Below are 20,446 nucleotides of genomic sequence, written 5' to 3'. Positions count from 1 at the left end.
GCGATAGGCTGGATCACCGCACCCGTCTGAGGGTGCGAGCAGAGTGCGGGAGGCGCGGCTCGCACCACGCCTCCTGCTTTCTTCATCAGGCCGCGTCGACCAAGACCAGTTCCGCGTCGTCCAGAGCCTTGACCGTCAGCCGGTCGACATCGGCGATGGCCAGGCCGTCGCGAGCCTCGGCGACGACGCCATTCACCTCAATCCGACCCTTGGCCGCGACCAGATAGCCGCGGCGCGCGGCGCCTAGGTCATAGTCGGCGCTTTCGCCCGCCCTTAGCGTGGCCGCCACGACGCGAGCGTCGGTGCGGATGCGGAGGGCGTCAGCGTCGGTGTCGAACCCGGACGCCAGAACCACGAACTGACCGGCCCGTTCGCCCTTGGGGAAGGGCTTGGCGCCCCAGGACGGCGCGCCGCCCCGCTCGGTGGGCATGATCCAGATCTGGAACAGGGTCGTGGTGGTTGATTCGGCATTGTATTCGGCATGACGGATGCCTGAACCTGCGCTCATCACCTGAACGTCGCCGGCCTCGGTCCGGCCCTTGTTGCCCAGGCTGTCCTCGTGGCTGATCGCGCCCTCGCGGACATAGGTGATGATCTCCATGTCGGCATGGGGGTGGGGCGGAAAGCCAGCGCCGGCGGCGATCTCGTCGTCGTTCCAGACGCGCAGATTGCCCCAACTCATGCGCGCGGGGTCATAATAGTTGGCGAACGAAAAATGGTGTTTTGCATTCAGCCAGCCGTGGTCGGCTCCGCCCAGGCTGTCGAACGGTCTGCGCTCGATCATCGTCGTATCTCCGGCCGCCAGCCATCCGGCAGCCTCTGCTTGAAACCCAGATAGGGATGAACCGACGAACTGCAATAGTCAAAGTTACAGATCGTGATGTGGCGCGCTGCTGGACCGGGGGGCGGTCCCCGAAGGGAAGTCTCTTCATTGGAAAGGGAGGTGGAGGCCTGACCCGGAATCGAACCGGGGTGCAAGGATTTGCAGTCCTCTGCGTAACCACTCCGCCATCAGGCCGTAAGGGACTTTTGAAAGGCCCCTTGATCGCGAGGGGCGTCAGCTATCAGATCGGATTGTCCGCTGCAACGTACCAACCTATAAGCGCGCCAGATTCCTAAGAATCCGCTGCCAAAGGACCCTTCGCCATGGATTTTGTCGCCGCCCGCAAGGTCATGGTCGATTCTCAGGTGCGCGTGAACGACGTCACGGACCGGGGTTTGCAGGCCGCATTGCTGTCCGTGCCGCGTGAGCGGTTCTGTGCGCCGGGCCGCGCCTTCTCGGCCTATGCCGAGGTCGAGGTCGAGATCGCAGGTAGTCGCCGCCTGATGATGGCGCGCGACATCGCCAAGATGATCGACGCCCTGAACCCCCGCGCCGGCGAGACCGCCCTGGCCATTGCAGGCCCCTATGCCGCCGCCGTCCTGGCCTGCATGGACCTGGCTGTCACGGCCCAGGAAGCCGACGAAGCCGTCTTCTCGGTGGTGGGCGACGCCCTGTCGGAAGCCGGCGTGCAGACGGTCGTGGCCCCGCTCGGTCAGCCGTCAGGCGACGGATACGACATCATCGTCAGCGAGGGCGGCGTCTCCGTTCGCCCCGACGCCTGGATCGCGGCCCTGAAGGTCGGCGGTCGCCTGGCCGTGGTTGAACGCACCGGACCCGGCGGAAAGGCTGTGCTTTATGTTCGCGGAGCCGAAGGCGTTTCACGGCGCGAACTGTTCGACAGCACGCCGTCTGTGCTGGCGGAAATGTCGCCCGCGCCGGTTTTCGCACTCTGAGACACGGTCGAGCGACGGACTTGGGTGGCGCTCGCGTGAAAAAAACTTAACTGGCGTATCCGGTGTGCAAGCGCGCACTAGGGCGTCATTCGAGATACTGATCACAAGAGACAGGCGAGCCCGCTGGGACGCCATCGGGAACTGAGCATGATGAAACGATCGTCCGCCCTGGCTTCGGTCGCCCTGATCGCCGTCACGAGCGGCCTTGCCGCGCCCGCCTTTGCGGAGACGCTGCAGGAGGCCATCGCCCTGGCCTATCGCACCAACCCGACCCTGCTGGCCCAGCGGGCCAACCAGCGCGCGCTGGACGAAAGCGTACCCCAGGCGCGGGCGGGCCTGCGCCCGACCATCGACGCCAGCATCGGCGCCAGCTACTCCCGCACCGATTCGAAGGGTTCTACGACCGCAGGCATCGACGTCGACGGCGATGGCATCATCGACATCCCCGGCACGACGACCGGCGGCGTGACCGAGACCGACAGCGGTTCGGCCAGCGTCGGCCTCTCCCAGACCATCTATTCCGGCGGCCGCATCGGCCACGGCATCGGCGCGGCCGAGGCCAATGTCCTGGCCGGTCGTGAGAACCTGCGCGCGGTCGAGCAGCAGGTGCTGGCCTCCGTCATCCAGGCCTATGTCGATGTGCAGCGCGACATGGAGATCCTGACCATCCGCCAGGACAACCTGACCGTCCTGCGCCGCCAGCTGGACGAATCCAACGCCCGCTTCGAGGTCGGCGAGATCACCCGCACAGACGTGGCCCAGTCCGAATCGCGCCTGGCCCAGTCGCAGGCCGACCTGGCCAACGCCCAGGCCCAGCTGTCGGTGTCGCGCGCCGCCTATGCCGCCGTTATCGGCCAGGCCCCGACCAATCTGGAAACCCCGCCCATGCTGCCGGGCGTGCCCACCGACTTCGACATCGCGCTCGACGCTGGCCTGAAGGAAAATCCCGGCGTTCTGGCCGCCCAGTACGCGCTGCAGGCGGCCGAGAGCCGTGTGGCCCAGGCGCGTTCGGCCTATCTGCCGTCCGCCCGTCTGACCGCCTCCTATGGCGGCAGCGACGATCTGGATCGGTTCGACCTGACCCAGCGCACCAGCTTCCAGGCCGGCGCCTCGGTGTCGATCCCGCTGTTCACCGGCGGGCTGAACCGCTCGCAGGTCGCCCAGGCCCTGGAACAGGCCAACGCCGCCCAGATCCAGGTCGAGGGCGAGCGTCGCGGCGTGTTGCAGGACGTGTCGTCCGCCTATGCCCAGGTGATCTCGACCCGCGCCGCCCTGACCGCCGGTCAGGAAGCCGTGCGCGCAGCCACCGTCGCCGCCGAGGGCGTGCGCCAGGAGGCTCAGGTCGGCCTGCGCACTACGCTGGATGTGCTGAACCAGGAACTGGAACTGCGCTCGGCCCAGGTCACCCTGGTCAGCGCGGTGCGCAACGAATACGTCGCCCAGGCCCTGCTGCTCAGCGCCATGGGTCGCCTGGAGGGCCAGAACCTGGATCCGGCCATTGAGGTTTATGACGCCGCAGAGAACTACCGCGCTGTGCGCAATCGCGGCGCCCTGCCTTGGGACGGCGTGATCGAGGCCATCGACCGGATCGCCGCTCCGCCGGTCATGCCCGCCAGCGACGCCGAGGATGCGCCTATCGACACCCAGCTGAAGTCCGAGATCGTCCAGACGGCTCCGGTCCAGGACTGACCGGCGCAGGACTGCCGGTTCAGGATTAACCAGACAGGCGAAAACGCCCGTTGATTCCGGCGGGCGTTGATGCGACGAAAAGGTGGTCGGGGGCGGTGACATTGTCATGACTCCCGCAATCGTTTTCGCACGTCCCTTTCGTGCGCTCCTTCCGGCGCGCTCTTCCAGGTGTTTATTGATGACCGACCAGTCCGCCCAGGAACCGACAATGGAAGAGATCCTGGCGTCGATCCGCCGGATCATTTCCGAAGACGACGCGCCTGCCGCAGAGGCTGCGCCCGAAGTCGCGCCCGAGCCCTTTGCTGCGCCGGAGCCGGCGCCCGAGCCTGCGCCGATCGCCGAGGCTGCTCCGGCGGCCGCTGAAGCCCCTGCCGCGCCGGAGCCCGCTCCCGTCGAGGAAGACGTTCTGGATCTGACCGAAATCTATCAGGCCCCCGCCGCCGAGACGATCGGCGACCTGGACGTGTCGACGCCGGAAGCCGAACCCGAACCCTATACCAGCGCCTATGCCGCGCCCGAGCCCGCCGTCGCGCCTGCGGCCTCGTATGACGCCCTGGTCGGCGAGAGCGCCTCGGCCAGCGCCGCATCGGCCTTCGCCGGTCTGGCCGCCAGCTTCGCCCGGCCCGAGCCCGTCGCCGAGACCGGCGGCACCGGCCCGACCGTCGACGAACTGGCCCGCGCCCTGCTGCGGCCGATGCTGAAGGACTGGCTCGACGCCAACCTGCCCGGCATCGTCGAGACGGCGGTACGCAAGGAAGTGGAACGCATCGCCCGCTCGGCCGGCTAGCCCTCTTCGCGCCACGCGACTACAACACAAGGGGGCGGTTCCGACGGGACCGCCCCTTCTGCTTTCTGGAATGCCCCTGAAGCCGCCTTGCGGAACGACAGGGAACAAGGACGACCATGCTCGACAAGACCTTCGACCCCAAGGCCGCCGAACCTCGCCTGTACGCCCAGTGGGAAGCCTCGGGCGCATTCGCCCCGACCGAGGGCGCGGCCGAGGCCTATTCGATCGTCATTCCGCCGCCGAACGTGACGGGGTCGCTGCACATCGGCCATGCACTGAACAATACGCTGCAGGACATCCTGGCCCGCTATCACCGGATGAAGGGCAAGTCGGTGCTGTGGCTGCCGGGCACGGACCACGCGGGCATCGCCACCCAGATGGTGGTCGAGCGCCAGATGGCGGCGAAAGGCAATGCCGGTCGGCGCGAGATCGGCCGCGACGCCTTCGTCCAGAAGGTCTGGGACTGGAAGGCCGAGAGCGGCGGGACCATCGTCCAGCAGTTGCGCCGCCTGGGCGCGTCCTGCGACTGGTCGCGCGAGCGGTTCACCCTGGACGAGGGGCTGAACGCCGCCGTCCGCAAGGTGTTCGTGCAACTGCACAAGGAAGGCCTGATCTATCGCGACAAGCGGCTGGTCAACTGGGACCCGCAGTTCCAGACGGCGATCTCGGACCTTGAGGTCGAACAGCGCGAGGTCGAGGGCGCGTATTGGCATTTCGCCTATCCACTGGCGGATGGCGTGACGTTCGAATACCCGACCGAGTTCGACGATGAGGGCAGGGCGACTGCGTTCGAGACGCGCGACTATATCGTCGTGGCGACCACGCGGCCCGAGACCATGCTGGGCGACACGGGCGTCGCCGTGCACCCTACCGACGAACGCTACAAGGGGCTGGTCGGCAAGGAGGTCATCCTGCCGATCACCGGCCGTCGCGTGCCGATCGTGGCCGATGAGTATGCCGACCCGACCAAGGGCTCCGGCGCGGTCAAGATCACGCCCGCCCACGATTTCAACGACTTCCAGGTCGGCAAGCGGGCAGGGCTGGCCTCGATCAACATCCTGAACCAGTTCGCGGCGATCCTGGACTGGAAGGACACCCCGACCGGTCTCGACGAGACACAGGACCAGTTCGATCCTGAAACGCCCGAGTTTGTGGTCGCCTCCATCCCCACCGAACTGCGCGGTCTGGACCGGTTTGTCGCGCGCAAGGCCATCGTCGCCCGCGCCGAGGCCGAGGGCTGGCTCAAGGAAATCGAGAAGACCAGACACGTCGTCCCGCACGGCGACCGTTCCGGCGTGGTCATCGAACCCTGGCTGACGGATCAATGGTACGTTGACGCTCACACCCTGGCCCAACCGGCGCTGAAGGCGGTCGAAACCGGGGCGACGGTGTTCGAGCCCAAGTCCTACGAAAAGATCTATTTCGAATGGCTGCGCAACATCGAGCCATGGTGCATCTCGCGTCAGCTGTGGTGGGGTCACCGCATCCCAGCCTGGTACGGTCCGAACGGCGAGATCTATGTCGCCGAGACCGAAGAAGACGCGCGCGAACTGGCGATGGCCGACTATGATTCCGAGGTCGCCCTGACCCAGGACGAGGACGTCCTCGACACCTGGTTCTCGTCGGCGCTCTGGCCCTTCTCGACCATGGGCTGGCCCGACAAGACGCAGGATCTGGAGCGCTTCTATCCGACCAGCGATCTGGTGACCGCCGCCGACATCATCTTCTTCTGGGTCGCCCGGATGATGATGATGGGCCTGCATTTCATGGACGAGGCGCCGTTCAAGCGCGTCATAATCAATGGCCTCGTCCGCGACGAGAAGGGCCAGAAGATGAGTAAGTCCAAGGGCAATGTCATCGACCCCCTGGGCATCATCGACGAGCTGGGCGCTGATCCGCTGCGCTTCACCATGGCCATCCTGTCGGGCACGCGCGACATCAAGTTGTCGAAGGAGCGCATTGAAGGCTATCGCAATTTCGGCACCAAGCTGTGGAACGCCGCCCGCTTCAGCCAGATGAACGAGGCCGTTCGCGTCGAGGGCTTTGACCCGGCCACCGTCGAACAGACGATCAACCGCTGGATCCGCGGCGAGCTGCTGAAGGCCGAACGCCAGGTTTCGGAAGCCATCGAGGGCGGACGGTTCGACGACGCCGCCAGCGCCCTGTACCGCTTCGTCTGGAACGTCTTCTGCGACTGGTATGTCGAGCTGTCCAAGCCGGTGCTGCAAGGCACGGACGAAGCCGCCAAGGCCGAGACCCGGGCCATGACCGCCTGGACCCTGGACCAGACGCTGAAGCTGCTGCACCCCGTCATGCCCTTCATCACCGAAGAGCTGTGGGACGAACTGGGCAAGGAAGGCCCGGCGCGGGACGAGCCGTCGTTGATCGCCGCCACATGGCCGGCTCTGCCCGACAGTTTCGTCGATACGGGCGCCGAGGCCGAGATCGGCTGGCTGGTCGATCTGATCACCGAGGTGCGCCAGCTCAAGGCCGAGATGAACGTGCCGCCGGGCGCCAAGCCGCCGCTGTCCTTCGTGTCTCCGGACGCTGAGACCGCAGAACGGATCGCATGGCATCAACCGTTGATCCTGACCCTGGCGCGGGTGTCGGAGATCACCGTGGCCGAGGCCGCGCCGACCGGTGCCGTGACCTTCGTCATCGGCGGTTCGACCGCAGCCCTGTCGCTGGCCGGGACCATCGACGTGGCGGCCGAGAAGGCGCGGTTGACCAAGGCCATCGCCGGGGCGACGTCGGACGTGGATCACATCAACAAGAAGCTGGGCAATCCCAATTTTGTGGCCAAGGCCGCGCCCCCCGTCATTGAGGAGCAGCGCGCCAAACTGGCCGATGCGCAAGAAGCCAAGGCCAAGCTGGTCGCGGCCCTTGATCGTCTCGGTTCGTTGAATTGAGCCGCGTCCGGCTGGACCAGCTTCTGGTCACGCGCGGCCTGTCCGAAAGTCGGGCCAAGGCGCGTGCAGCGATCGAGGCTGGCGGGGTGACCGTGGACGGTGAAGTGGTCACGTCAGCCTCGCGCCAGGTCGAGGACAACGCCGTTGTCACCGCCGTCGAGGCGCACCGCTTCGTCGGTCGTGGCGCGCTGAAGCTGGATCACGCCCTGACCCTGTGGCCCGTTGCGGTCGATGGCAGGGTGGTGCTGGACGTCGGCGCCTCGACCGGCGGCTTCACCGAGGTCTGTCTGGAACGCGGGGCCGCCAAGGTCTTCGCCGTCGATGTCGGTTCGGGCCAGATGCATGCGCGGGTCGCCGCTGACGCGCGTGTCGTCAATCTAGAACAGACGGACGCGCGCAACCTGGACGCCTCGATCATCACCGATGCGCCGCAGCTGGTGGTGTGCGACGCCAGTTTCATCGGCCTGGCCAAGGTGCTGCCGGCGGCTTTGGGCCTGGCCGAGGGCGGCGCGGACCTAGTCGCTCTGATCAAGCCTCAGTTCGAGGCGGCGGGCCCCAAGGCCATCGGCAAGGGCGGCGTGGTGAAGGACCCCGAGGCTCACGCCGCTGCGGTGTCGGGCGTCGCCGACTGGCTGGCCGGCATCGGCTGGACCGTTCGCGAAACGACGCCCAGCCCCATCACCGGCGGCGACGGCAATGTCGAGTTCCTGCTGTGGGCGACAAAGGCCTGACAGCCCGCCCAACGGCGAATCTGTGCAAGCCTTGAGCCTCTGTCGCTCAAGCAGCGAGGCTCCGCGAGCCGAGCGTTAGCGACCCCTCTTCAAAATTGAGAAACCGCCGGTGGAGTGATCCACCGGCGGCTCCCGTCACTTCGCCGATCGACAGGGGGGCTGAAAAAAATCGACGGAGTGAGTCTCTGTGGCCAGCGTGGCGCAATCAGCGCGGACGCCAGCCGTAATTCTGGTCGTACCAGTAGCGACCGTCCGGGCTGTACTGGACCTGGCTGGAGGCATAGCCGCCGGACGAATAGCCACCTGAGCTGTAGCCGTAACCCGACTGCTGTTGGACACCCTGCGAGCTGTAGCCATAGCTAGGCTGGGTGTAATAGCCCGCGTTGGACTGGCTGTAGCCATAGCTGGAACCGCCGCTGGAATAAGGGCCGTAGCCGTTGGCGTCATAATAGACCTGACCGCCCTGACCTTGGCTGTAGCCCTGATCGTAATAGCCACGGTTGTCGCCGTACTGGTCATAACCGGACTGATCGTAACCCGAGTTGTCGTAATAACCGCGGTCGTCGCGCCGATTGTCGGCATAGCCCTGTTGCTGATAGCAGGCGTCGCTGGAGCCACGGCCCACGCTGGCGCCGACGGCGGCGCCCAGCAGGCCGCCGATGATCCGACCGCCGGTACGACCGCCGCCGCTGGCGATATTGTTGCCGGCGACGACGCCCAGGCCGCCACCAATCAAGGCGCCTGCGCCGGTGCGGCCCGAACGTTCGCGGTCGCAACGCTGTTGCTGATAGCTCTGGCTGTTGTTGTAGTAGCCTTGCTGGCCGTAGTTCTGAGCCGAGGCGGCGGCCGGGACGGCGAGCGTCGCGGCGGCGGCCAGAGCGGCGAACACGGCCCCGCCGGAGATGTTGAACTGACGCGTGGACATCGCTGTCATCCTCGTTCCTGTGAACAGATGCGCGACCAACGGTCTGGCGGCGTCTCTGTTGCATTGAGGATTAACGGGGCGAAGCTGAACGGCCTTTGACGGCGGCGTTCATCTCCGTTCATCTTTCGAGTCCAGTGCGGATTTCGCTTCTGGGGCCGCTGAGGCTAGAAGCGCGCGATGAGTCAATTGCTGGAAATCTCGCGCGTCGGCGGACAGGGCGACGGTATCGCCCAAACCCCCGCCGGCCCCGTCTTCGTGCCCCTGAGCCTGCCGGGCGAAACCGTGCGCGCCGAGGTGAGGGACGGCCGCGCCGAGAGCGTCGAGATCGTCACCGCCAGCCCCGACCGGATCATGCCCGTGTCGCCCCATTACGGCGATTGCGGCGGTTGTTCGCTGCAGCACTGGGCGACCGGGCCGTATCTGGAGTGGAAGCGCGAGCAGGTCAGGCTGGCGCTGGGTCGCGAGGGGATCGAGACCGAGATCGAGGCGACGGTCGCCGTGCCCATGGCGTCGCGGCGTCGGGTGGCCCTGCACGCGCGGCGCACGCCGGAGGGGCGGGTCATTCTGGGGTTCAAGGCCCGCAAGTCCTGGCGTCTGGTCGAGGTCAGCGAATGCCCGGTCGCCGATCCGCGTCTGGTCGCGGCCTTTCCGGCCCTGGCCAAGGTGGCGGCGGCCTTCCTGGAACACCCCAAATCGGCGCCGACCCTGCACGCCACCTGGACCCTGGACGGGCTGGACGTTGACGTGACTGGGGTCGAACGCAAGTCGGGGGGACTGTCGCGAGACCGCCAGATGCAGGCCATCCGGGCCGCCAACGAGGCCGGCCTGGCGCGGCTGAGCCTTGCCGGCGAGACCTTGATCATGGAGCGCCAGCCGAGGGTGATGTTCGGCAAGGCGACCGTGCCCCTGCAGCCCGGAGGCTTCTTGCAGGCGGTGCCCGAGGCCGAATTGGCCATGACCTCTCGCGCCGTGGCGGCGGTGAAGGGGGCCAAGAAGATCGCCGACCTGTTCTGTGGTTCAGGGGCCTTCACCTTTCCCCTGGCGACCGTGGCGCCCGTGCTGGCGGCGGACGCTTCTCAGGCCGGGATCTGCGCGCTGAAGGCGGGGGTCGGCACCGCCTCGGGCCTGCGCCAGATCACGGCCGAGGCGCGTGACCTGTTCCGCCGCCCCCTGTCGCCCTTCGACCTGAAGGGCTGCGACGCCATCGTCTTCGATCCGCCCCGCGCCGGCGCCGTCGACCAGACCGCCCAGATCGCCGGGACCAAGGCCGCCGTCGTGGTGGGGGTGTCGTGCAATCCTGCGACCTTCGCGCGCGACGCCCGGATGCTGATCGACGCCGGTTTCCGGCTGGAGACGGTGACGCCGATCGACCAGTTCCTGTGGTCGGCCCACGTCGAGCTGGTCGGCGTTTTCCGGCGTTAGCCGAACAGTTCGAGCTGGGGCCGCGCATCGGCCGGCACCCGGAACTTCGTGATGTCCAACACATGCCGCTGCTGGTCCAGGCCATAGCGTTTAATGGCGGCCTTGAAGCGGACGCCGATCAGCTCGGCGACCGGGCCGGTTCCCTTCATGCGCTGGGACCAGTCGGCGTCGTAGTCCTTGCCGCCCCGGGTCTGGCGGATCAGGGACATGACCCGGTCAGCGCGGTCCGGGCGGGCGTCGGCCAGCCATTCGCGGAACAGGTCCTTGATCTCCAGCGGCAGGCGCAGGGTGACGTACATGGCGGTCTGGGCCCCCGCCTTGGCCGCTGCCTCGAGGATGGACTCCAGTTCGTGGTCGTTGAGGCCGGGGATGACGGGGGCGAAGCCGACGCCGACCGGAACGCCCGCGTCGGCCAGAACCTTGATAGCATCCAGACGCCGCTGCGGGGTCGAGGCGCGAGGCTCCATGGCGCGGGCCAGGCCCCGGTCAAGGGTGGTGATGGAGACGAAGGCGGTGGCCAGGCCTTCGCGCCCCATCGGCCCCAGGATGTCGGCGTCACGTGTGATTAGGTTCGACTTGGTGATGATCGAGAAGGGCTGATTGAACCGCTGCATGACCTGCAGGATCGACCGCGTCGACTTCAGCTCGCGTTCGACGGGCTGATAGGGATCGGTATTGCCGCCTATGTGGATGCGTTTGCAGACGTATTTGCGGGCGGAGAGTTCCTGTTCCAGGAGACGCGCGCCTTCGGGCTTGAAGAAGATCCGGCTCTCGAAATCCAGGCCCGGGGATAGGCCCATCCAGGCATGGGATGGACGGGCGTAGCAGTAGATGCAGCCATGTTCGCAGCCTTTGTAAGGATTGATGGAACGGTCGAAGCCGATGTCTGGACTGGTATTCCTAGTGATCAGGGTGCGGGCGTGCTCGGCCGTGAGCGTCGTCCGAAGTGGGGCAGGGGCTTCGTCCTCCGGCGTCCAACCGTCGTCGAAAGCTTCAGACGTCGTGACCTCGTAACGACCGGTGGCATTCGAACGCGCGCCTCTTCCTTTTGCGGCTTCCATAGGAGGAGGGTGAGGCAGAGTCGAGAACAAATCAAGAACAAAAGGAATGTCGCCGCGATTCAGCGGCGGTTCAAACCTTTCCACGCATGGACATTATGGAGCCTTGCCTCCCTGCGAGCGGAATTCTTGGCAGGTTTCGACCCGCTTGGGTCTCTCAGGCGGCAAGAAATAGCTCGCCCGGCGAGATAATCCTCCAGATCGACTATTTCTTGCTATGGAGCCCGCCGACCGGCGGCGCTTCTGCGTCGCCGCAGACTTATGCGGAGAACCACATGACCCTGATTGACGAAAAGCTGGAGCCCATCCTGGCGGAGGTTCTGCGCCGCAACGCCGGTGAGGCCGAGTTCCATCAGGCGGTTCGCGAGGTCCTTGAGAGCCTGGGCCGGGTCGTCGCCAAACACCCCGACTATGCCGACGACGCCCTGATCGAGCGCATCTGCGAGCCCGAGCGCCAGATCATCTTCCGCGTGCCGTGGGTGGACGACGCCAATCAGGTGCAGATCAACCGCGGCTTCCGCGTGCAGTTCAACTCGGCGCTGGGGCCGTACAAGGGCGGGATCCGCTTCCACCCTTCGGTGAACCTGGGGATCATCAAATTCCTCGGCTTCGAACAGATCTTTAAGAACGCCCTGACCGGCCTGCCGATCGGCGGCGGCAAGGGCGGGTCCGACTTCAACCCGCGGGGGCGCTCGGACGGCGAGATCATGCGATTCTGCCAGTCCTTCATGACCGAGCTGTATCGGCATCTGGGCGAGTACACCGACGTTCCGGCCGGCGACATCGGCGTCGGCGCGCGCGAGATCGGCTTCATGTTCGGCCAGTACAAGCGCCTGACCAACCGCTACGAGGCGGGCGTCCTGACGGGCAAGGGTCTGGTTTACGGCGGTTCGCGCGCCCGCACTGAGGCCACCGGCTACGGCACGGTCTATTTCGTCGAGCGTATGCTGGCGACCAAGGGAATCGAGATGGCGGGCAAGCGGGCCGTGATCTCCGGCTCCGGCAATGTCGCGGTCTATGCGATTGAAAAGGTCCAGGAGTTTGGCGGCAAGGTGATCGCCTGCTCCGATTCGAACGGCTATATCGTCGACGAGGCGGGCATCGACCTGGATCTGGTGAAGCAGATCAAGGAACGGGGGCGTGGGCGGATCAGCGAATACGTCGAACTGCGCGGCGCGGGCGCCCACTATGTCGAGGGCGGCTCGATCTGGGACGTGGCATGCGACGTCGCCCTGCCTTGCGCCACCCAGAACGAGCTGACCGGCGCCGAGGCCAGGCAGTTGATCGCCAACGGCGTTGTGGCGGTGGGCGAGGGGGCCAACATGCCCTGCACGCCCGAGGCGGTGCGTCTGTTTCAGGAGGCCGGCATCATGTTCGCGCCGGGCAAGGCGGCCAATGCGGGCGGCGTGGCCACCTCGGCTCTGGAGATGCAGCAGAACGCCTCGCGCGACAGTTGGAGCTTCGAGGACACGGAAACACGCCTGGCCGGCATCATGCACTCGATCCACGACCGTTGCGCCGAGACCGCAGACGAATACGGCGTGCCGGGCGACTACGTCCTGGGCGCCAATATCACTGGCTTTGTGCGGGTCGCCGAGGCGATGCGCGCCTTTGGCGTGATCTGAGGCCGCCGTCCGCATCGCGGGTGAGGTCGCCGGGTCACACCCCGATGCGGCGGTGATTTCGTCGGGTTCGGCGATGGGCGCATGGTCGTGCCGTTGTGGAAACGGGGGTTGCATCATCTGTGCAGCTTGGCGGCTTAATCACGCTTGTGTGGACCGTCCGCCGGTCACGCTTGAACCCTGCGTCCCAAAGACCACATACTCATCCGAACGCCGTCGGAATCGACGGGTCGCTTCGTGGGGCTGCTGCATAGCGCGGGGCATTGCGAAGGCGACGGGCCGGAGATCTCCGATGGCCCTGGAGTGCATCAATGTCTGAGTCCGAAACCAAAACCCCGTCGACCCTTACACTGCCCGTGTTGCCGCTTCGGGACATCGTGGTGTTTCCGCACATGGTCGTGCCCCTGTTCGTGGGGCGTGAGAAATCCGTCCGCGCGCTGGACGAGATCATGAAGGGCGAGAAGCAGATCCTGCTGGCGACCCAGAAGAATAGCGTCGATGACGATCCGACGCCCGACGCCATCTATCCCGTCGGCGTGCTGGCCACGGTGCTGCAGCTGCTGAAACTGCCTGACGGCACCGTGAAGGTGCTGGTCGAGGGCAAGGGCCGAGCTCGCCTGACCAAGTTCACCGACCGCGAGGAGTATTTCGAGGCCGAAGCCGAGACGATCGCCGACGAGCCGGGCGAACCCGCCCAGGCCGAGGCCCTGCTGCGCGCCGTGGTCGAGCAGTTCGAGAACTATGTGAAGCTGAACAAGAAGGTGCCGCCCGAGGCCCTCAGCTCCATCCCCCAGATCACCGAAGCCTCCAAGCTGGCGGATTCGGTCGCCGCCCACCTCTCGGTCAAGATCGCCGATAAGCAGAGCCTGCTGGAAACCATCGACGTGCCCAAGCGGCTGGAGAAGGTCTATGGCCTGATGGAGGGCGAAATCTCCGTCCTGCAGGTCGAGAAGAAGATCCGCTCGCGCGTGAAGCGCCAGATGGAGAAGACCCAGCGCGAATATTATCTGAACGAGCAGATGAAGGCGATCCAGCGCGAGCTGGGCGAGACCGACGACAGCCGTGACGAGATCATGGAGCTGGAGAAGCGCATCCGTAAGACGCGCCTGTCCAAGGAGGCAAGGACCAAGGCCGAGTCCGAGGTCAAGAAGCTGCGCAACATGAGCCCGATGTCGGCCGAATCGACCGTAGTTCGGAACTACCTCGACTGGCTGCTGTCCGTGCCATGGGGCAAGACCAAGCAAAAACCGATCGACCTGAACAAGGCCGAGGCCATCCTCGAGGAGGATCACTATGGCCTCGAGAAGGTCAAGGAACGGATCATCGAGTATCTGGCGGTGCAAGCCCGCACCAACAGTCTGAAAGGCCCCATCCTGTGCCTGGTCGGCCCTCCCGGCGTCGGCAAGACCTCGCTGGCCAAGTCGATCGCCAAGGCGACGGGGCGTGAGTATGTGCGGATGTCGCTGGGTGGCATGCGCGACGAGGCCGAAATCCGCGGTCACCGCCGGACCTATATCGGCTCCATGCCCGGCAAGATCATCCAGTCGATGAAGAAGGTGAAGACCACCAACGCCTTCATCCTGCTGGACGAGATCGACAAGCTGGGCGCCGACTGGCGCGGCGACCCGTCTTCGGCCCTGCTGGAGGTGCTGGATCCCGCACAGAACAACGCGTTCGGCGACCACTACCTCGAGGTCGACTACGACCTGTCGAACATCATGTTCGTGACGACGGCCAACAGCCTGAATATGCCTCAGCCCCTGATGGACAGGATGGAGATCATCCGGGTGTCGGGCTACACCGAGGACGAGAAGGTCGAGATCGCCAAGCGTCACGTACTGCCCAAGGTCACGACTGACAATGGCCTGACGCCGGCCGAGTTCGTGGTGCCCGACGACCAGATCCGCAACCTGATCCGCTACTACACCCGCGAAGCCGGCGTGCGGTCGCTGGAGCGGGCTCTGGGTGGGCTGGCGCGCAAGGCAGTGCGCGAGATGGCCAAGGAAAAGACGCTGTCGATCACCATCGACGACGCCAAGCTGGCTCAGTACGCAGGCGTGAAGAAATTCCGCCACGGCGAAACGGACGAGGAAGATCAGGTCGGCATCGTCACCGGCCTGGCCTGGACCGAGTTCGGCGGCGACATCCTGACCATCGAAGCGCTGAAGATGCCGGGGCGCGGTCGCATGACCGTCACCGGCAACCTGAAGGATGTGATGAAGGAATCCATCTCGGCGGCGGCGTCCTACGTCCGCAGCCGGTCGCTGACCTTCGGCGTCAAGCCGCCGGTGTTCGAGAAGACCGACATCCACGTCCACGTGCCGGACGGCGCCACGCCCAAGGACGGTCCGTCCGCCGGCGTCGCCATGACGGTGGCCATGGTCTCGGTCCTGTCGGGCGTGCCGATCAGGAAGGACATCGCCATGACCGGCGAGATCACCCTGCGCGGCCGCGTCACCGCCATCGGCGGCCTGAAGGAGAAACTGCTCGCGGCCCTGCGTTCCGGCATCAAGACGGTGCTGATCCCGCAGGAGAACGAGAAGGATCTGGCCGACGTGCCTGACAATGTGAAGGACGCCCTGGAGATCGTGCCGATCTCGACGGCCGACGAGGCCCTGAAATGGGCCCTGGTCGGCGCCCTGACCCCGGTCGAGTGGGACGAGGCGGCTGAGCCTCTGACGCCTGCGCCACCGCCCGCTGTCGACGGGACGACCGTCGTCAGCCACTGAGCAATCTGACTGCAAGCCTGTGAAACGCGGCCCGGATTCGTCCGGGCCGCGTTTTGCGTTCTAGGATCGGCGCCGAGCGGGAGCGGACGAATGACCAAGGCGGAACTGATTGCGGCGATGGCCGAGGCGGCAGGGATCAGCCGTGACCGGGCGAAACTGGCCCTAGAGGCCTTCACCGACACGGTGACCGGTTCTTTGAAGTCGGGCCGCGATGTCCGCATCATCGGCTTCGGCAGCTTCGTTGTGGTCGATCGCAAGGCCGGCGCGGGCCGCAACCCCCGAACGGGCGAATCGATCGCACGACCTGCCTCGCGCTCGGCGCGTTTCCGGCCCGGCGAAGGCCTCAAGAGCGCACTGAACGGCTGACGCGACCCTGCGCGGGGTTGAATGTCAGGACGGGGGCGGGCAAACAGGCCGCGCGGTATGGGCGGCTAGCTCAGCTGGTCAGAGCATCTCGTTTACACCGAGAGGGTCGGCGGTTCGAACCCGTCGCCGCCTACCGTATCTTACAACGACGTAGCGTGGCCCACTGACGCGCGTGCCCGGATTGTTCCCCGAAATGGAGCGAATGTTCCGTTTCAATCTATGCTCGACGGGACCGCTTCTGGCCCTGATCCGACGGGCTCAGCGGCTCAGGCGTTCGATTCGCTGGACCTGAGGGCGTCGCGCCGAGAGCGCTCTTCTGCAACCGCCGCCCGTACGAGATCCTGAATGCGCACAAAGGCCGCCGCCCGCCAAGCCATCGCCTCGCCCTGCATGTCTTGTCTTTCCGGCCCGGTCAGCAGCCGGGCGTTCCTGTCTGCTTTCCAAGCATAGATATAGCACTGCTCGATTGTGGGGCCGGGAGGAATGAACACGAGCGTCGAAACCATCAACTGTGACGGCTTCCAAACGCGCGCTAAAGGGCGGCGATCCACTCGGTTTAAAATTACGGTTTCGAAGGATTGAGGCTTGCTATCCCCGAAGGCTGAACGGCCCGAAGAACGACGATCATCGAAATTTGATTTTTACTCACGGGCGAGTGGGGTCAAGGTCGCCGGGCCGCCGTTCTCCCCGACTGTCGGCACACCGGATAGACCTAAAGGAGATGCGAAATGGCGCCTTCGCTCGCCCTATTGCTTCTGCTCGCAGTGCTGTGCGCCTGCAGCCTGCTCTGGCTCATGTTCGCCGAGCGGTTGGGCCTGAAATGGCCGATGCGGCGCCGGCGTCGGCGGCGCTCGCGCGATGACATGCTCTAGGGTCTGGGCGGAGGCCTCGACACATGAAAAAGGCCGCCGGATCGCTCCGGCGGCCTTTGTCGTTTCTTATCCAGACCCGGATCAGAACTTGAAGCTGGCCCGCAGCAGCAGGGTGTAGCGAACATAGTCCTCGATCTTTTCGGCGTCGGCCGAGAGGGAGATCATGCCCCGCTCGTTGCCCACCGAGATCCGCAGGCCGGCCAGGGGACCGCCGCCCTCGATGCTGTCGGGCGTCAGAGTGAAGCCCGAGCCGCTGGAACCGAAGCGGGCGGTCGTGTCGCCCACGTCCACCGAGATGTTCTGGCGCCAGCCCAGGCGCAGTTCCGGGCGGATCCAGCCATTTGTGCCAAAGCCATAGCCGATGTTGACGGCAGCCACCGACGACAGGATGTGTCCGTCGCGGTCGTCGATCTCGAGATCGAAGCCGTCCGCGCCGCCGGTCTCGGTGTGCGAGTCCTCCGACAGGGAGAAGTATTCGACATAGGCTTCCGGTCGGATGTTCAGCCGGCCGATGTTGCGCTCGTAGGAAGCGCCGGCCGCCAGGGCCAGGGTGAAGCCGTTCCAGCTGGATTCGTTAGAGATGTTGATGCCGTCGGCGACGATGGCGCGGGTCGAATCGAAGCTGGCGTAACCGCCGGCGGCTCGAGCCCAGGTGGTCCAGTTCTGGCCTTGGGCGCGCCAGTAGAGGCCCAGTTCCAGCAGGCTGGCCGACAGGACTTCCTCGGCCTCGGCCTCGGGGTCCTCGATATCGGACGAGGTGAAGGCGACCGAGAAGCCGAACGCGCCATAGTTGGTGCCACGCTCCACGCCGCCGGCGACGCCGAAGCCCTCGGATTCGAAGCCGTAGGTGTCGGTCTTGTCTTTCTCGGCGTAGAAATTGATCTCCTGCACCCAGGCGCTGGTGGTGCCGGGCGAGGAGACGGCGTTGCGGCCCGTGAGGGCGCGGGTGACAGCGTCGACGCCCGACGCCAACGACAGAAGCGGACCGCCAGAATGGTCGGGCAGGATCTGTTCGTACAGGTTGATGAAGCCGTCCCGCCCGGTCTGGGCCAGGAAGGCGGCCAGCAGAGCGTCGTCATCGCCCAGAGCGGAGTAGAAGGCGTCAAAGGCCTGGGCCTCGACCTTGATCAAGTCGGCCTCGGCTGCGGTGCGCCTGCGGGCGTCGATATAGACCTCGCCGGCCGCGACATCGGCGTCGGCCGTCACGACATAGAGATAAGGGGCCGCGACCAGGTCGCCGCCGACATCCACGTCGCCATAGTTCAGCGTGCCGGCCTTGATGACCGTAAAGCGATCCGGCGCTTCCAGCAGCGAGCTGAAGCGAACGCTCAGGCCCGCGCCGTCGGCCAGGGTGGCCGTGCCGGATACATTGAACCCACCGGCCGAGCCGTCGGTCGGATCGACCGTCACGACCAGGCCGCCATCGGCGCCGACGTTCAGCTCGGTGATGTTGATGGCCGAGGTCTGGCGCGCGTCGAGCACGCCCTTGGTCACGTCGATGCTGAGCAGGCCGTCGGAATCCGACAGAGCGCCGCGATAGGTCGCGCCGCCGCTGATGGTGAAGCTGTCAGCCCCGGCGCCGAAGGCGATGTCGCCCAGGACGTCGCCGTTACGCAGTTCGACAGTGTCAGCGCCCGAGCCCAGCAGGATCGAGCCGACGATGATCGGCTCCTTGCCATTGGACACGCCGTCGCCATCTGCGTCGGCCAGCGGCGTCTCGTCATCCGGGTCGATATCGACAATGCCGTCCTGGATGAAGGTGACGCCCGAGGTGTTGGCGCGCAGATCGACGGCGACCGTGACGCCCGTGACGACTTCGTCGCCCGCGTCGGTGTTGTCGTCATCCAGATCCTTGGCGTCATCATTGGGAACGATCGTCGCCAGGATGCCGCCGTTGTTGGTGAAGCTCGTCAGGGTGCCGGACAGATCACGGATGCCGGTCGCGTCCGCCTTCTCGCCACCCACGGCGGCGGTGATGGTGCCCGTATTGGTGAAGGACGGCAGCGAGGCGCCGGCGTCGATCAGGACGCCCACGATCTGATCGGCGGTTTCCGTCACCGACTGGGCGGTGATCGAGCCCGCGTTGAGGAACAGAGGCGTGGAGGCGCCGTCGGCCAGTCGCACAGCCGTGCTGTCGCCGCCGTTCGACAAGGCCGAGATGGTGCCCTCGTTGCTGATGCCGTTGGCGATGATGGTCGCCTGACCGCCGTCGACGCCGATTCGCAGCGCCTGGGCGTCAATGCCGGCGTAGATGCCGCTGGCGGAAATGGACCCCCGGTTGACCAGGCCATAGGCGTTGGCGCCCGTGCCGACCACGCCGATGTTCACCGCAGCGGTCGCCGAGCCGATCTCCAGCGCGGCGGCACCGCCGATGGAGTTCAGGGACGCCGTGCCTTCGTCTGCGTCCAGGATGCCGTCGCCGTCGCGGTCGGTGTCTTCACTGTTCTTCTTGCCGTCGCCGTCGTCGTCCTCGTCGCCGTTCTTGACGCCGTCACCGTCCTCGTCGCCATCGACGCCGCCGACATAGGCCGGGCCGGTATCCAGCAGGACCCCGCCAGCGACATTGCCCGCCACGCGAACGGCGGGACCGCCCTGCAACAGGTCTTCGGCAGGATTCAGGTTCTCGAGATAGACCCGGCCTTTGACGACACTGGCTTCGTCGGTCGGCTTGGACGGCGGCAGGGTGGTGTAGCGATAGCCGGTCGCGGCGACCGAGGTCTGGATCTGCAAGGTGCCGCCGACATCGCCGTCGACGGCGACGCCAACCGCGTTCTCGCCCTGAACCGTGATGGCGCCGGCGGAAAGCACCACGTCGCCGGAAATGTCGCCCGTGGTGTGGACGCCGAAGCTGTTGTTGCCGGTGACCGAAATGGCGCCCAGCGAGGTCAGGTTGCCCGTCAGCGGGGCTTCGATCGACACGCCGGCAGAGTTGTTGCCTTCGACCGTGATGCCGCCGGTCCGCTCGATCAGGACATTGCCGACCAGGGGCGCCGCGCCTGTGACCCGCACGCCGTAACGGTCCGTGCCATTGGCGAAGGGGCCGTCGGGAATGCCATCGTCGTCGGTGTCCAGATCGTCAGTCGAGTTGATGTTGTCGGTGATGCTGATGACGCCGCCGACCGTGACGTTGCCGGTATTGCCGCCGCGAGCCAGAATCGCCGTCGCGCCATTCGCCGCATTGGCCATGGTGATCTTGGACCCGCTGTCGAGGTCGATCGAGTGGCTCGAATCGAGGGTCGCGGCGACGCCCGAGGTCAGGGTGATGCTGCCGGCGCTGGCCAGACGAATATTGTCGGCCGCCGAACCCGTGGCGTTGGAGGTCAGGATCGGCGTCGTGCGGCCGGTGGAGACCACGAACTCAGCCTGAGCGCCTGAGGCGGCCATCAGCGGAGCGAGCGCAGCGGCGGCCGCGAGCAGTTTACGCATTCGGTAGAGACCTCTGTGGACACACACGCGAGCGGGTGCAGGCAACCCTCTAACAGGGGCCGCGCCAGACTGCCTCAAGTTTCGCGAATTTGAGGCGAATGCAAGGCCGAAACACTGTGTTTCGGCGTGAGGCC

Annotated in this window: 15 protein-coding genes and 2 tRNA genes; 11 read left to right on the top strand and 6 right to left on the bottom strand. The window is 66.0% G+C overall.

Features of this window, described 5'->3' with window-relative positions; all coding sequences use genetic code 11:
* Positions 1-85: 85 nt before the first annotated feature.
* Together ACO05L_RS10205 and ACO05L_RS10200 are read right to left on the bottom strand one after the other, a co-directional pair.
* Positions 86-784 carry a pirin family protein gene (locus ACO05L_RS10205; RefSeq protein ID WP_421729065.1) on the bottom strand — a complete coding sequence of 233 codons (699 nt, stop codon included), beginning with the start codon at positions 782-784 and terminating at the stop codon, positions 86-88.
* 160 nt (positions 785-944) lie between these two features.
* Positions 945-1,018 (bottom strand) — tRNA-Cys (locus tag ACO05L_RS10200).
* 128 nt (positions 1,019-1,146) lie between these two features.
* Here ACO05L_RS10200 and ACO05L_RS10195 point away from each other — a divergent pair.
* From ACO05L_RS10195 to ACO05L_RS10175, 5 genes are all read left to right on the top strand, one after another.
* Complete coding sequence (locus tag ACO05L_RS10195) at positions 1,147-1,776, top strand: protein-L-isoaspartate O-methyltransferase family protein (protein ID WP_421729064.1); 630 nt, start codon at positions 1,147-1,149, stop codon at positions 1,774-1,776.
* Between the two features lie 147 nt (positions 1,777-1,923).
* Positions 1,924-3,465: a TolC family outer membrane protein gene (locus tag ACO05L_RS10190; protein ID WP_421729063.1), complete on the top strand. Its 1,542-nt coding sequence runs from the start codon at positions 1,924-1,926 to the stop codon at positions 3,463-3,465.
* 178 nt (positions 3,466-3,643) lie between these two features.
* Entirely contained in the window at positions 3,644-4,252 is a 609-nt protein-coding gene (locus tag ACO05L_RS10185) for a DUF2497 domain-containing protein (RefSeq protein ID WP_421729062.1), read from the top strand.
* A 116-nt stretch (positions 4,253-4,368) separates the two neighbouring features.
* Positions 4,369-7,161, top strand: coding sequence for a valine--tRNA ligase (locus ACO05L_RS10180; RefSeq protein WP_421729061.1), 2,793 nt, complete (start codon positions 4,369-4,371; stop codon positions 7,159-7,161).
* A complete protein-coding gene (locus tag ACO05L_RS10175; protein WP_421729060.1) occupies positions 7,158-7,892 on the top strand; it encodes a TlyA family RNA methyltransferase in 735 nt (244 codons plus the stop codon). Before ACO05L_RS10180 ends, ACO05L_RS10175 begins: the two co-directional genes overlap by 4 nt.
* 205 nt (positions 7,893-8,097) lie before the next feature.
* Here ACO05L_RS10175 and ACO05L_RS10170 read toward each other — a convergent pair whose 3' ends face one another.
* Positions 8,098-8,817, bottom strand: a complete 720-nt coding sequence (locus tag ACO05L_RS10170; RefSeq protein WP_421729059.1) for a hypothetical protein — start codon at positions 8,815-8,817, stop codon at positions 8,098-8,100.
* Positions 8,818-8,994: 177 nt separating this feature from the next.
* Between ACO05L_RS10170 and ACO05L_RS10165 the strand changes: the two genes are divergently transcribed.
* On the top strand, positions 8,995-10,239 hold the full coding sequence (locus ACO05L_RS10165) for a class I SAM-dependent RNA methyltransferase (protein ID WP_421729058.1): 1,245 nt from the start codon (positions 8,995-8,997) through the stop codon (positions 10,237-10,239).
* On the opposite strand, the gene ACO05L_RS10160 is transcribed toward ACO05L_RS10165, so the two are convergent.
* Positions 10,236-11,300, bottom strand: coding sequence for a PA0069 family radical SAM protein (locus ACO05L_RS10160; RefSeq protein ID WP_421729057.1), 1,065 nt, complete (start codon positions 11,298-11,300; stop codon positions 10,236-10,238). The genes ACO05L_RS10165 and ACO05L_RS10160 overlap by 4 nt on opposite strands.
* Positions 11,301-11,572: 272 nt before the next feature.
* Between ACO05L_RS10160 and gdhA the strand changes: the two genes are divergently transcribed.
* The 4 genes from gdhA to ACO05L_RS10140 all read left to right on the top strand — a co-directional run bounded on the left by gdhA (position 11,573) and on the right by ACO05L_RS10140 (position 16,147).
* Positions 11,573-12,922: an NADP-specific glutamate dehydrogenase gene (gene gdhA / locus ACO05L_RS10155; RefSeq protein ID WP_421729056.1), complete on the top strand. Its 1,350-nt coding sequence runs from the start codon at positions 11,573-11,575 to the stop codon at positions 12,920-12,922.
* A gap of 308 nt (positions 12,923-13,230) precedes the next feature.
* Positions 13,231-15,648, top strand: a complete 2,418-nt coding sequence (gene lon / locus ACO05L_RS10150) for an endopeptidase La (RefSeq protein ID WP_421729055.1) — start codon at positions 13,231-13,233, stop codon at positions 15,646-15,648.
* Positions 15,649-15,738: 90 nt separating this feature from the next.
* The gene (locus ACO05L_RS10145) at positions 15,739-16,014 is read left to right on the top strand and encodes an HU family DNA-binding protein (RefSeq protein ID WP_421729054.1); all 276 of its coding nucleotides are present in this window, start codon (positions 15,739-15,741) and stop codon (positions 16,012-16,014) included.
* Between the two features lie 59 nt (positions 16,015-16,073).
* A tRNA-Val gene (locus tag ACO05L_RS10140) sits at positions 16,074-16,147 on the top strand.
* Positions 16,148-16,280: 133 nt separating this feature from the next.
* Here the strand turns inward: ACO05L_RS10140 and ACO05L_RS10135 are convergent.
* Complete coding sequence (locus ACO05L_RS10135) at positions 16,281-16,520, bottom strand: hypothetical protein (RefSeq protein ID WP_421729053.1); 240 nt, start codon at positions 16,518-16,520, stop codon at positions 16,281-16,283.
* Between the two features lie 222 nt (positions 16,521-16,742).
* Here ACO05L_RS10135 and ACO05L_RS10130 point away from each other — a divergent pair, with 222 nt between their 5' ends.
* On the top strand, positions 16,743-16,886 hold the full coding sequence (locus ACO05L_RS10130) for a hypothetical protein (RefSeq protein ID WP_421729052.1): 144 nt from the start codon (positions 16,743-16,745) through the stop codon (positions 16,884-16,886).
* A gap of 81 nt (positions 16,887-16,967) precedes the next feature.
* Here the strand turns inward: ACO05L_RS10130 and ACO05L_RS10125 are convergent, their stop codons facing one another.
* Positions 16,968-20,312, bottom strand: a complete 3,345-nt coding sequence (locus tag ACO05L_RS10125; protein ID WP_421729051.1) for an autotransporter outer membrane beta-barrel domain-containing protein — start codon at positions 20,310-20,312, stop codon at positions 16,968-16,970.
* Between the last annotated feature and the right edge of the window lie 134 nt (positions 20,313-20,446).

Origin of the sequence: Brevundimonas sp. (assembly GCF_965227765.1) — a bacterium.
Taxonomy (GTDB): domain Bacteria; phylum Pseudomonadota; class Alphaproteobacteria; order Caulobacterales; family Caulobacteraceae; genus Brevundimonas.
Note: the sequence above shows the minus strand (reverse complement) of the source record. Positions and strands in the feature narration are given on the sequence as shown.

Bases quoted from the DNA above. Each gene is read 5' to 3' on its own strand.
- ACO05L_RS10205 (WP_421729065.1), bottom strand. From the start codon at position 784: ATGATCGAGCGCAGACCGTTCGACAGCCTGGGCGGAGCCGACCACGGC.
- ACO05L_RS10195 (WP_421729064.1), top strand. From the start codon at position 1,147: ATGGATTTTGTCGCCGCCCGCAAGGTCATGGTCGATTCTCAGGTGCGC.
- ACO05L_RS10190 (WP_421729063.1), top strand. From the start codon at position 1,924: ATGATGAAACGATCGTCCGCCCTGGCTTCGGTCGCCCTGATCGCCGTC.
- ACO05L_RS10185 (WP_421729062.1), top strand. From the start codon at position 3,644: ATGACCGACCAGTCCGCCCAGGAACCGACAATGGAAGAGATCCTGGCG.
- ACO05L_RS10180 (WP_421729061.1), top strand. From the start codon at position 4,369: ATGCTCGACAAGACCTTCGACCCCAAGGCCGCCGAACCTCGCCTGTAC.
- ACO05L_RS10170 (WP_421729059.1), bottom strand. From the start codon at position 8,817: ATGTCCACGCGTCAGTTCAACATCTCCGGCGGGGCCGTGTTCGCCGCT.
- ACO05L_RS10165 (WP_421729058.1), top strand. From the start codon at position 8,995: ATGAGTCAATTGCTGGAAATCTCGCGCGTCGGCGGACAGGGCGACGGT.
- ACO05L_RS10160 (WP_421729057.1), bottom strand. From the start codon at position 11,300: ATGGAAGCCGCAAAAGGAAGAGGCGCGCGTTCGAATGCCACCGGTCGT.
- gdhA (WP_421729056.1), top strand. From the start codon at position 11,573: ATGACCCTGATTGACGAAAAGCTGGAGCCCATCCTGGCGGAGGTTCTG.
- lon (WP_421729055.1), top strand. From the start codon at position 13,231: ATGTCTGAGTCCGAAACCAAAACCCCGTCGACCCTTACACTGCCCGTG.
- ACO05L_RS10145 (WP_421729054.1), top strand. From the start codon at position 15,739: ATGACCAAGGCGGAACTGATTGCGGCGATGGCCGAGGCGGCAGGGATC.
- ACO05L_RS10135 (WP_421729053.1), bottom strand. From the start codon at position 16,520: ATGGTTTCGACGCTCGTGTTCATTCCTCCCGGCCCCACAATCGAGCAG.
- ACO05L_RS10130 (WP_421729052.1), top strand. From the start codon at position 16,743: ATGGCGCCTTCGCTCGCCCTATTGCTTCTGCTCGCAGTGCTGTGCGCC.
- ACO05L_RS10125 (WP_421729051.1), bottom strand. From the start codon at position 20,312: ATGCGTAAACTGCTCGCGGCCGCCGCTGCGCTCGCTCCGCTGATGGCC.